The organism is Piscinibacter sp. XHJ-5, assembly GCF_029855045.1.
In the GTDB taxonomy this organism is placed as follows: Bacteria; Pseudomonadota; Gammaproteobacteria; order Burkholderiales; family Burkholderiaceae_C; genus Albitalea.
This window is the reverse complement of record NZ_CP123228.1, coordinates 757,208-769,225: the sequence shown is the minus strand read 5'-3', so window position 1 is coordinate 769,225 and position 12,018 is coordinate 757,208. Positions and strand designations below refer to the sequence as shown.

General features: G+C 69.9%; 9 protein-coding genes. 3 read left to right on the top strand and 6 right to left on the bottom strand.

What is annotated here, in order from left to right; translation table 11 throughout:
• The 3 genes from P7V53_RS03665 to P7V53_RS03655 are packed head-to-tail and all read right to left on the bottom strand — an operon-like array spanning position 1 to position 3,213.
• Complete coding sequence (locus P7V53_RS03665; RefSeq protein WP_280156424.1) at positions 1–642, bottom strand: amino acid synthesis family protein; 642 nt, start codon at positions 640–642, stop codon at positions 1–3.
• Positions 643–667: 25 nt separating this feature from the next.
• Complete coding sequence (locus P7V53_RS03660) at positions 668–1,594, bottom strand: UPF0280 family protein (protein ID WP_280154121.1); 927 nt, start codon at positions 1,592–1,594, stop codon at positions 668–670.
• A gap of 47 nt (positions 1,595–1,641) precedes the next feature.
• A complete protein-coding gene (locus tag P7V53_RS03655) occupies positions 1,642–3,213 on the bottom strand; it encodes a 6-hydroxynicotinate reductase (protein WP_280154120.1) in 1,572 nt (523 codons plus the stop codon).
• Between the two features lie 165 nt (positions 3,214–3,378).
• Here P7V53_RS03655 and P7V53_RS03650 point away from each other — a divergent pair, with 165 nt between their 5' ends.
• The 3 genes from P7V53_RS03650 to P7V53_RS03640 are packed head-to-tail and all read left to right on the top strand — an operon-like array spanning position 3,379 to position 6,072.
• Positions 3,379–4,152, top strand: a complete 774-nt coding sequence (locus P7V53_RS03650) for a ferredoxin--NADP reductase (protein ID WP_280154119.1) — start codon at positions 3,379–3,381, stop codon at positions 4,150–4,152.
• A gap of 2 nt (positions 4,153–4,154) precedes the next feature.
• Positions 4,155–4,871: a TetR family transcriptional regulator gene (locus P7V53_RS03645; RefSeq protein WP_280154118.1), complete on the top strand. Its 717-nt coding sequence runs from the start codon at positions 4,155–4,157 to the stop codon at positions 4,869–4,871.
• A 10-nt stretch (positions 4,872–4,881) separates the two neighbouring features.
• The gene (locus P7V53_RS03640; protein WP_280154117.1) at positions 4,882–6,072 is read left to right on the top strand and encodes an amidohydrolase family protein; all 1,191 of its coding nucleotides are present in this window, start codon (positions 4,882–4,884) and stop codon (positions 6,070–6,072) included.
• Positions 6,073–6,136: 64 nt separating this feature from the next.
• Here P7V53_RS03640 and P7V53_RS03635 read toward each other — a convergent pair whose 3' ends face one another.
• From P7V53_RS03635 to P7V53_RS03625, 3 genes are read right to left on the bottom strand one after another with little or no spacing between them, the layout of a single operon-like run.
• Positions 6,137–7,549, bottom strand: a complete 1,413-nt coding sequence (locus P7V53_RS03635; protein ID WP_280154116.1) for an efflux transporter outer membrane subunit — start codon at positions 7,547–7,549, stop codon at positions 6,137–6,139.
• On the bottom strand, positions 7,542–10,772 hold the full coding sequence (locus tag P7V53_RS03630) for a multidrug efflux RND transporter permease subunit (RefSeq protein ID WP_280154115.1): 3,231 nt from the start codon (positions 10,770–10,772) through the stop codon (positions 7,542–7,544). Before P7V53_RS03630 ends, P7V53_RS03635 begins: the two co-directional genes overlap by 8 nt.
• A gap of 13 nt (positions 10,773–10,785) precedes the next feature.
• Positions 10,786–12,015: an efflux RND transporter periplasmic adaptor subunit gene (locus tag P7V53_RS03625; protein WP_280154114.1), complete on the bottom strand. Its 1,230-nt coding sequence runs from the start codon at positions 12,013–12,015 to the stop codon at positions 10,786–10,788.
• Positions 12,016–12,018: the final 3 nt, after the last annotated feature.

The window sequence follows — 12,018 nt, the reverse complement described above, 5'->3', positions numbered from 1 at the left end:
CTACCTCAAGCCGTCCCACCGGGCGATGTCGGCGGCCTTCAATCCGCCGACGCGCGCATGCACGCGCGGGCCGCAGCTCATCACCAGGATCAGCACGATCTCGTCGGCGGCGGGGGCGCCGGGCACGCGCACTTCCATCGCGTCGAAATGGCTGCGCACATAGGCGGCGTTGATGTGGGTGAGCGGCACGTCGAGCGCGGTGCCCGGCGCGCCGACCTTCTTGGTCGAGGGCACGATGGCGAGCCCGTTGCCGGGCTGCCCCTTCTTCGACTCGCCCTGGCCCTGGGCATAGGCCTGGCGGTCGCCCTTCCAGCCGAGCAGCGCGCGCATCGCATAGCCGCCCGGCACGTGCCACAGCGCGCCGTGCTCCAGCTCGCCGCCCGCCCCGACGATGGCGCCCTTGCCGTAGCCTTCGATGCGCTCCACCGTCACGGCCATCGCCTGCTGCAGCTGCTGAGCCAGCGTGACGCCCAGCGGCTGCAGCGCGTCCATCATGGGCAGGATGTCCGGCTCGTAGCGGCCGGCGAACGGATTGCGCAGCACCGCGGCGATGGCGCCGCGGCGCAGCGGCTGCGTCGGCGGCGGGCCGAACTCGTGGTGGATGTCCTCCACCTGCGTCAGCACGCGGCGCACGTCGATCATCGGTGGCGTGTTCATCGTGATTTCGTTAAGCAAATACTGAACCAACGCGGCGGTCGACCGACATGCGCGGCAGCGTCGCGTCGATCTGGGGCAGCTGGCTGCGGCGCTCGGCTTCGACGACCACGTAGCGATCCTGGCAGCACAGCACCGCGGACCAGATGAGGCCCAGCGCCTGCAGCTCGCGCGCGCGCCGTTCGCCCGCAGCGAGCGCGCGCCGCACCGCGTCTTCGTCGAGCGCCGGCACGTCCACCGTCACCGGGATGGTGCCGAGGTCGGTGTCGTCCTTCAGCTCGCAGGCGGGCCGGCGCACGATGCGCGCATCGTCCTCCAGGTTGACCGCGTTGGCGATCACCGTGGCGGCGGCATCGGCTTCGGCCGCGGTGCGCGCCAGCACGGTCACGCTGTCGGCGATGCCCAGCGAGAAGCTGCGTCCGCGCCATCCGCTGGTGGCGACGCCGCGCACGGGCAGGCTGGCGTGAACGGTGAAGCCGGCATCGACCTGCAGCGGCGTGCGTGGATCGAAGCGCGTCGGATCCGCGAACAGCCCGATGCGCCATGACGTGCCCGGCGTCAGGTGCAGCGCGATGTCGCCGCCGTTGTTGACCCACGCCCGCGTGATGCCTTCGCGCCGGTAGCAGCCGATCACCGTCTGCGCCACCGCGCCGGCCACGGCCGCCATCGGCGTGATGAAGCCGGCGCGGTAGGGATGACAGGCCACCCACATGCATCGAGCGACGTCGCCTTGCAGCGGACACGCCGAGCCGGTCACGGGCATGCGCAGCAGGCGCAGCTCGCCGACCAGCTCGTCGAGCAGTGTCTCGAAGCGGTGCCAGGCGGCCAGGTGCACGTGCGACAGCGCCAGCGAGTCGCCCTCGGCGCCGATCAGCAGGTCGATCGGACCGTGCTGGAAGTGCCAGCGGCCGTCGGGGAGGAGTTGGCGTTGCGCGGGCATGGTGTGTTCAACGAACGGCTTCTTGACTGTGCATCTGCGTGCCCTCCTCAGCCCAGCAGCGGCGCCTGCCCCAGCGGCCACGGATTGGCCGCCGACGGCGGCAGCCAGCGCCGCGCAGTGGGCGCGCCGTCGTGGTGCCATGCGCCTTCGGCCAGCACCTGCGCCAGCGGGCGCACGTGCTCCATGTGCCCGCCGAGCGCCCGGTAGTCGTCCAGCCGCATGCTGAACTCGATGGGCGCGACCAGCGCCGGCGTGGGCACGGTGCCGAAGCTGTTGTCGGGCATGCGCGCCACGTCGACCATCACCGTGATGCCGCCGCCCGGCCACACATACGCCGGCGCGCCCCCGCAGGTGACGTTGACCATCGCCTGCTTGATCGATCGCGTGAGCAGCACCGGGTTCTCGGTGACCCCCGCGCGCAGGCTGCCGCCCGCGCCGCCGAGGAACAGCACGGTGGCCAGCGACGGCTCGCAGTTCTCGCCGATGCGCGACACGATGGCGGCGACCGCCTCGGGCATGGGCGCCGGGCGCGGCACCAGCGCGTCGTCGAGCACCAGCCATTGCGAATGCTCGCCGGTGGTCGACACCATCAGCAGGCGCAGGCCTGGCCAGGCGACCTCGGGATCCCAGCCTTCGATGATGGACAGCGGGTCGGCGATGTCGGTGCCGCCCCAGCCGGTGCCCGGATTGGCGACCTGGAAGTAGCGCCCCGGCGTCGACTTGCGGCCGCGGATCCTGATGCCCGACGGCCGCATGTCGAGGCAGCGGCCGGCCTGGTGCTCGGTGAGCACGCCGGTGATGTGGTCGTCGACCACCACGACCTCGTCGGCGCGGCCGTAGAACTGCTTGGCGAAGATGCCGATGGTCGCCGAGCCGCAGCCCACGCGCATGCGTTCTTCCTCGACACCGTTGACGATGGGCGCGCGGCCGGCCTGCACGACGATCTGCGCGCCGCCCTCGATGGTGAGGTCGACCGGCTGCTTGTTGCCGAGCGCCTGCATCATCTCGACGGTGACGCGGCCTTCCTTCTTGCTCCCGCCGGTGAGGTGGTGCACGCCGCCGAGCGACAGCATCTGCGAGCCGTACTCCGCCGTCGACACATGGCCCACGACTTCGCCCTTGCAGCGCACGTTGGCCTGCTCGGGGCCCAGCCAGCGGTCGGTGTCGATCTTCACCTTGAAGCTGCAATAGCTGAAGATGCCTTCGGTCACCACCGTCACCATGTCGACACCGTCGGCCTGCGACGCGACGATGAACGGCGCCGGCTTGTAGTCGGGGTAGGTGGTGGAGGAGCCGACCCCGGTGACGAAGACGGCGTCGGACGGCTCGTCGGTGGCTGGCAGCGCCTCGAATGCCACCACCTCGTCGCCGATGCGCCCGGCCGAGCGGCGAAGCAGGATCACCGGATCCACCCGGACCAGGACGCCGTCGACATTGGCGTAGCGGTCGCAGGCGCCGCTCTTGCCTTCGGTGATCTGGCACAGCACCGGGCAGGCGTTGCACTCGATCTTGTTGCCCGCCATGCGCTCGTTGCGCGGACGCGCCTTCTCGAGCACCTGCGGCACGGCGCCCGCCTCGGGCAGGCCGGGCAGGCCGTCAGTCTTGGTGTGTTCAGTCATGTCCTGCGATCCTTGCCCTGCCGATTGCAGTTCATGTAGTATTCGCTTAACATTGATGTTGCGGATACTACATGGGCGGAGACGCCGGCGCAAGGCGGTTTTTTCCCTTTGTCGGCCGCACCCTCCCGGACTCGGGAATTCACCCATCAGGAGCGTCCAACGGTCATGAGCGCCTTCAACGAGGAACGGGTTCTGAGCGTCCACCACTGGACCGACAAGCTGTTCACCTTCACCACCACGCGAGACCCCGCGCTGCGCTTCAACAACGGCCACTTCACGATGATCGGCCTGCGCGTCAACAACAAGCCGCTGCTGCGCGCGTACAGCATCGTCAGCGCCAACTACGAGGAGCACCTCGAGTTCCTGAGCATCAAGGTGCCCGACGGCCCGCTCACCTCGCGGCTGCAGCACATCCAGCCCGGCGACACCATCGTCGTCGGCCGCAAGCCCACCGGCACGCTGGTGATCGACTACCTGGTCCCGGGCAAGCGGCTTTACCTGCTGTCCACCGGCACCGGACTCGCACCCTTCATGAGCATCGTGCGCGACCCCGAGACATACGAGAAGTTCGACCAGGTCGTGCTGGTGCACGGGGTGCGCCAGGTCGACGAGCTGGCGTACCACGACCTGCTGGTCAAGCACCTGCCCAACCACGAATTCCTCGGCGAGCTGGTCACGAGCAAGCTGCGGTACTACCCGACCGTCACGCGCGAGGCCTATCGCAACATGGGGCGCGTGACCGAGCTCATCGAGGGCGGCAAGCTGTTCGAGGACCTGGGGCTTCCGCCGCTGGATGCGGCGAACGACCGCGTGATGATCTGCGGCAGCCCCGGCATGCTGCGCGACCTCAAGCACATGCTGGAGCAGCGTGGCTTCAAGGAGGGCAACACCTCCACGCCGGGCGACTTCGTCATCGAGCGCGCCTTCGCCGAGCAGTGACGATGGCCACCACCACGTCGCGCCGCAGCGCCTCGCCGCGCTCCGCCGTCGCGGGCCGGCGGCCCGGCGTGCGCGAGCTGGCGGCACAGGCCACGCGCGACAGCATCCTGAAGGCGGCCACCAAGGTGTTCGCCAAGCACGGCTTCGACGGCGGCCGCGTGGAGCAGATCTCCAAGGCGGCCAAGTCGTACGACCGGATGATCTATTACTACTTCGGCAGCAAGGAAGAGCTCTTCATCGCCGTGCTGGAGGAGACCTACCGGCGGTTCAACGAGGCGGAGTCGCAGCTCGTGCTGGACGCCGACGAGCCTGTGGAGTCGCTGCAGGCGATCATCCGCTTCATGTGGGGCTACTACCAGAGGAACCCCGAATTCATCACGCTGCTCAACACCGAGAACCTGCACCGCGGGCGGCACATCGCCAAGTCGCTGCGCGCGCGCGAGTACTCGTCGGCAGCCATCGAGGTGCTGGGACGCGTGCTGCGCAACGGCGCGGCGCAAGGGGTGTTCCGCAGCGACGTGATCGCGCGCGACGTGTACCTCACCATCGCCGCGATGGGCTATTTCTACCTGTCCAACCGCTTCACGCTGTCGGCCTTCCTCGGCGAGGAGCTGGAGAGCGACACGGCGATGACGCACTGGGCGCAGGTCATCATCGACACGGTGCTGAGCGCTGTCGCGGTGCGCGAGAGCGCGGCGCGCCTGAAGCGAAGCGCATGAGGAGACTGCCATGGCAGACGTTGCAGCCACTGGGAAATCGGGCAAGGTCGTCATCCGCAACATCGGCTTGCTGCTGTCCGGCGACATCGACCGCCCCATCCTCGAGGCTGACACCATCGTCGCGAACGACGGCCTCATCGTCGCGGTCGGCAAGGAGGCCGATTGCGACACCGCCGGGCCGAACCTGCTGATCGACGCCAGGCGCACCTGCGTGGCGCCGGGCCTGATCGACAGCCACGTGCACCCGGTGTTCGGCGACTGGACGCCGCGGCAGAACCAGCTCGGCTGGATCGATTCCACGCTGAACGGCGGCGTGACGACGATGGTCTCCGCCGGCGAAGTGCACCTGCCCGGCCGGCCCAAGGACATCGTCGGGCTGAAGGCGCTGGCCATCACCGCCCAGCGCGCGTTCGACAACTTCCGCCCCGGCGGCGTGAAGGTGCTGGCCGGCGCGCCGGTGCTCGAAAAGGGCATGGTCGAGCAGGACTTCAAGGACCTGGCCGATGCCGGCGTGACGCTGCTCGGCGAGGTCGGCCTCGGCTCGGTCAAGGCCGGCTACGAGGCGCAGGCGATGGTGGCGTGGGCGCGCAAGCACGGCATCCAGAGCACCATCCACACCGGCGGGCCGTCGATTCCCGGCTCGGGCCTGATCGACAAGGACGTGGTGCTCGAGGCCGATGCCGACATCATCGGCCACATCAACGGCGGCCACACCGCGCTGCCCGAGGCCCACGTGTGCGAGCTGTGCGAGAAGTCCAGGCGCGCGATCGAGATCGTGCACAACGGCAACGAGAAGATCGCGATCGCCGCGGCGCAGGCCGCCATGCAGCTCAAGTGCCCGCACCGGGTGATCCTCGGCACCGACGGGCCGGCGGGATCGGGCGTTCAACCGCTGGGCATTCTTCGCATGATCGCCTTGCTGTCCAGCCTGGGCGGCATCCCGGCGGAGCTGGTGTTCTGCTTCGCCACCGGGAACACGGCGCGGCTGCGCCAGCTGAATTGCGGGCTGATCGAGCCGGGGCGCGCGGCGGACTTCGTGTTCCTCGACCGCGCGCAGCACACGGCGGGGCGCACCTTGCTGGAGAGCGTGCAGCTCGGGGACATTCCCGGTGTCGGGATGGTGATGATCGACGGGATCGTGCGCTGCGGTCGCAGCCGGAACACCCCGCCGGCGACGGAGATTCCGGTGGTGGTGTCGTGATTCGAGGTGAGCACAGCGGCCCCTCTCACGCTTGCGGGAGAGGGGCAGGCCCCGGTGAATCGGGCTACGACTCCCAGCCGCCGCCCAGCGCGCGGATCAATCCCACCGTCGCCTGATACTGCGCCGCCCTCACCTGCACCGCCTGCCGCCGATTGCGCAGCTCGCTTCGCTGCGCGTCCAACAGATCGAGCTGACTGACGAAACCATTGCGGTAGCGCGCCTCCGACAGCGCCGTCGCGCGCGACGCCGAGTCCACCGCCCGCGCCTGCGCCTGCGACTGCTCGGCCAGCAAGCGCAAGGCGGAAAGCTCGTCCTCGACGTCCTTGAACGCCACCAGCACCTTCTGGCGATAGTCGGCCAGCGCCGCATCGAAGCCGCCGCGAGCGGCTTGCACGCCCGCTTCACGCCGGCCACCGTCGAACAGCGGCAGCGCGAGCAGCGCGCCGACGGTCCATGAGCGTGCGGACCACTTGAAGAGATCCGACACCTCGGGCGAGGCGAAGCCGCCGGCCGCCGTCAGCGACACATCGGGGAACCACGCCGCCTGCGCGACGCCGACGCGCGCCTGCGCCGCCTTCAGCTGCGCCATCGCCGCCGAGACGTCGGGCCGCCGCGCGAGCACGGTGGCCGGCACGCCGGCGGGCACGATCGGCAATGCCGTGGCACCGTCGCTGCCCGCCAGCGCGAATCCCGATGCGACCTCGCCCACCAGCACCGCCAAGGCATGCTCCAGCGCGGCGCGGCTGCGCTCCAGCGCGAGAGCCTCCGATTCGGTGGCAGCCAGCTCGGTGCGCACGCGCGACACTTCGAGCTCGGCGACGTCGCCGGCCTGCTGGCGCCGCTCGGTCAGTCGCAGCGTGTTGCGGTAGGCCTCGACCGTGTCGCGCAGGATCGCCCGCTCGTTGTCGACCGCCCGCAGCGACAGGTAGGTCTGCGCCACTTCGGCCTGCACCAGCAGGCGCGTGCTCTGCAGCAGCGCTTCGTTCGCCTGCACGTCGAGCGCCGCGGCCTGCGTCGTGCGGGAGATGCGGCCGAAGAGGTCGAGCTCGTACGACAGGCTGGCGCCCGCGCTGACCAGCGTCGAAGCCGCCGGACCGGCGCCGGCCACGGTGCCGCGGCTGGCGCCCGCACTCACGCCGACCTGCGGCGCGCGGTCGGCCTGGGCACCGCGCAGGAGCGCACGCGCCTGCGTGAGCCGCGCCGCCGCCACCTGCACCTGCGTGTTCTCGCGGTCGGCGCGCTCGACCAGGCCGTCGAGCACCGGGTCGCCGAAGGCCTTCCACCAGGCGCCGCGCGGCTGCGCCTCGGCCGGCGCGGCGACCGTCCAGCGGCCGTCGCCTTCCTTGAAGGCCGCCGGCGTGGCCGGCAGCGCCGCGGTATCGATTGCCGGCGGCGTCGCGCAACCGGCCAGCACCAGCGCAAGCGTCAGCGCCGACAGCACCATCCCTCGTTTCACGATCGTTCCTTTCTCATTCATGCTCATGGCGCGGCGCCGCGGGCATCGCCTTCAGCGGTCCGCCCGTGCCGGCGAAGGCCTCCACATGCGGCACCTCGCCGTGCAGCTTGAGCGGCCGGTTGCCCGCCAGGCGGCGCAGCAGCACATAGAACACCGGTGTCAGGAAGAGGCCGAAGGCGGTCACGCCGATCATTCCGGTGAACACCGCCACGCCCATCGCCTGCCGCATCTCGGCGCCGGCGCCGGTGGAGGTGACCAGCGGCAGCACGCCCATCACGAACGCCAGCGAGGTCATCAGGATGGGCCGCAGCCGAAGCCGCGCCGCCTCGATGGCCGCCTGCACCGGCGTGCGACCGGCGAATTCGAGCTCGCGTGCGAACTCGACGATCAGGATGGCGTTCTTGGCCGACAGCCCGACCAGCACCATCAGCCCGATCTGCGTGAACACATTGCTGTCGCCATCGGACAACCACACGCCGGTCATCGCCGCCAGCAGCCCCATCGGCACGATGAGGATGATGGCCAGGGGCAAGGTGAGGCTCTCGTACAGGGCGGCCAGCGCCAGGAACACCAGCAGGATCGCGAGCGGGAACACCCAGATCGCTGAATTGCCGGCGAGGATCTCCTGGTAGGTCAGGTCGGTCCACTCGAAGCCGATGCCCTGCGGCAGCACCTCGGCGGCGATGCGCTCGATGGCGTCCTGCGCCTGGCCGGAGGAGTAGCCGGGCGCCGGTGCGCCGTTGATGTCGGCCGACAGATAGCCGTTGTAGCGCATGGCGCGCTCCGGTCCGAAGCTGGAGTTGACCTTCATCAGCGCCGACAGCGGCACCATCTCGCCGGTGCTCGATCGCACCTTCAGCGCACCGATGTCCTCGGCGCGGGCGCGGTACGGCGCATCGGCCTGCACCCGCACGCTGTAGGTCCGGCCGAACTTGTTGAAGTCGTTGACGTACACGCTGCCCAGGTAGGTCTGCATGGTCTCGAACACGTCGGTCACGGCGACGCCGAGCTGCCGCGCCTTGGTGCGGTCGATGTCGGCGAACACCTGCGGCACGTTCACCTGCCAGCTGGTGAACATGCCTGCCAGCTCGGGCGTCTTCGAGGCCTTGGCCATGAACGCCTTGACCGCGGCATCCATCGCGTCATAGCCGAGCGAGGCGCGGTCCTCGAGCTGCAGCTTGAACCCGCCCGTCGTGCCCAGCCCCTGCACCGGCGGCGGCGGGAACATCACGATGAACGCGTCCTGGATGCCGCCGAAGGCCTGGTTGAGCTGGCCCGCCACTGCCCCGCCGCTCTGATGGGCGCGCTTGCGCTCGTCGAAGGGCTTGAGCATGGCGAACACGATGCCGGAGTTGGAGCTGTTGGTGAAGCCGTTGATCGACAGGCCCGGGAAGGCCAGCGTGCCCTCGACGTTGGGGTTCTTCTCGGCGATCTCGCCCATGCGCCGGATCACGTCTTCGGTGCGGTCCAGCGTCGCGCCGTCGGGCAGCTGTGCGAAGCCGATCAGGTACTGCTTGTCCTGAGCCGGCACGAAGCCGCTGGGCACCGCCTTGAACAGGAAGAAGGTCGCGCCCACCAGCGCCAGGTAGACCGCCATCATCAGCGTCTTGCGCGACAGCACGCCCTGCAGGCCGCCACCGTAGCCCGCCGACCCGCGCTTGAACACGCGGTTGAAGCCGCGGAACAGCCAGCCGAGCGTGCGATCCATGCCGCGGGTCAGCGCGTCCTTGGGCGCGTCGTGGCCGCGCAGCAGCAGCGCCGCGAGCGCCGGCGACAGGGTCAGCGAGTTGATCGCGGAGATCACCGTCGAGATGGCGATCGTCACCGCGAACTGCCGGTAGAACTGCCCCGTGAGACCGCTGATGAAGGCCAGCGGCACGAACACGGCGACCAGCACCACCGCGATGGCAACGATGGGCCCCGACACCTCGCGCATGGCGCGGTACGTGGCATCCAGCGGAGAGAGACCGGCCTCGATGTTGCGCTCGACGTTCTCGACCACCACGATGGCGTCGTCGACGACGATGCCGATCGCAAGCACCAGCCCGAACAGGCTGAGCGCATTGATCGAGAAGCCCAGCAGGTGCAGCACGGCGAAGGTGCCGATCACCGACACCGGCACCGCCAGCAGCGGAATGATGGATGCGCGCCAGGTCTGCAGGAACAGGATCACCACCAGGACGACCAGCAGCACCGACTCCAGCAACGTCTGCACCACGGACTTGATGGAGGCGCGCACGAACTGCGTCGGGTCGTAGGCGATGCGGTACTCCACGCCCTCGGGGAAGTGCTTCGACAGCTCGACCATGGTCTGGCGCACCTGCGACGAGATGTCGAGCGCGTTGGAGCCGGGGGCCTGGAACACGCCCACGCCGACCGCCGCGTCGTTGTTGAGCAGCGAGCGCAGCGAATAGTCGGCCGCGCCGAGCTCGAGCCGGGCGACGTCGCGCAGGCGCGTCACGGCGCCGTCGGCGGCGGTCTTGACGATGACGTCGCCGAACTCCTCCTCGTTCTGCAGGCGGCCCTGCGCATTGACCGACAGCTGCAGGTCCACCCCCGGCACGCTCGGCGAGGAGCCGACCACGCCGACCGCCGCCTGCACGTTCTGCTCGCGGATGGCACGCACCACGTCGCCGGCGGACAGGCCTCGCTGCGCCACCTTCTGCGGATCGAGCCAGATGCGCATGGCGTATTCGCCGCCGCCCCATATCGCCACCTGGCCCACGCCCTGGATGCGCGCCAGCCGGTCCTTGAGATTGAGGACGGCGTAGTTGCGCAGGTAGTCCATGCCGTAGCGCCCGTTGGGCGACACGAGGTGCACGACCATCGTGATGTCGGGCGAGCTCTTGACCGTCGTCAGGCCGAGGCGGCGCACCTCCTCGGGCAGTCGCGGCTCGGCCTGCGCGACACGGTTCTGCACCAGCTGCTGCGCCTTGTCGGGATCGGTGCCGAGCTTGAAGGTGACGGTGAGCGTCATCAGCCCGTCGGTCGTCGCCTGGCTGCCCATGTAGAGCATGCCTTCGACGCCGTTGATGGCCTCTTCCAGCGGCGTGGCCACCGTCTCGGCGATCACCTTGGGATTGGCGCCGGGGTACTGGGCACGCACCACCACCGACGGCGGCACGACCTCCGGGTACTCCGAGATCGGCAGGCTGCGCAGCGCGATCAGGCCGGCCAGCAGCATCAGCAGCGACAGCACGCCGGCGAAGATGGGGCGGTCGATGAAGAACTTGGAGAGATTCATGGCGGCGATCCCATCACGACGCCGTCGCGCCGGCGCGCTGCGCCTGCACCTGCGGCTTGGCGTCCATCGCGACGCTCTGCGGCGCGATCAATGCACCCGGGCGCACGCGATGCAAGCCGTTGACCACGATGCGCTCGCCCGGCTGCAGGCCGGAGGTGACGATGCGCAGCCCGTTGACCGGAGCGCCCAGGGTCACCTCGCGGTACGTCGCCTTGTTGTCGGCGCCGACCACCATCACGAAGCGCTTGTCCTGGTCGATGCCCACCGCCCGCTCGTTGATCAGCAGCGCGTTGCCGTTCTTCGCCTGGCCCATGCGCAGCCGCGCGAACTGACCCGGCATCAGCGCCCCGTCCTTGTTGTCGAACACCGCGCGCACGCGCACCGTGCCGCTGCGGGCGTCGACCTGGTTGTCGACCAGCTGCAGGTGGCCGGTGAACGGCGTGTCGGCCTGCGCGGCGGTGCCCATGCGCACCGGGATGCGGTCGATGTGCGCGGCACGTGCGCCGGCGCCGCCGGGCAGGTCCTTCAGCGCGCGGGCGACGATCTGCTCGTCGGCATCGAAGCTGGCGTAGATGGGGCTCACCGACACCAGCGTGGTCAGCACCGGTGCATTCGGACCGGCGGCCACGAGGTTGCCGGCCGTCACTTCGATCCGGCCGATGCGGCCGGCGATGGGCGCGCGCACCTGCGTGTAGCCGAGGTTGAGCTGCGCCGACTGCAGCGCGGCGTGCGAAGCACGCAGGTTGGCTTCGGCTTCGCGCAGCGCGTTGCTGCGCTCGTCGAGCTCGCGCTGCGCGATGGCGCGCTCTTCCCACAGCCGCTCGGCGCGGGCGTGCTCGCTCTTCAGGTGCGTGACGCGCGCCTGCGCGGCGGCGACCTGCGCCTGCGCCCGGTCCACTTCGGCGGCGTAGGGCGCGGGATCGATGCTCACCAGCAGATCGCCGGCCTTTACCAGCGCACCCTCGCGGAAGTGCACCGCTTGCACCGTGCCGGCCGCGCGCGAGCGGATGTCGACGCGCTCGACGGCTTCGAGGCGGCCGGAGAACTCGTCCCAGGCGGAGACCTCGCTCTGCATCACGGTGGCGACCGACGCGGGCGTGGCCTGCGGCGCCGCCGGGGCGGTCGTCGCCTCGGCTTGCGTGCCGGTCAGCATGAAGACGGCCGCGGGGATGGCGGCGAGGGCAGCGACGGCAGTCAGCGCTGCCCAGAGGCGCCGGCGGGCGGCGGATGTGCTTGTTGTCATGGA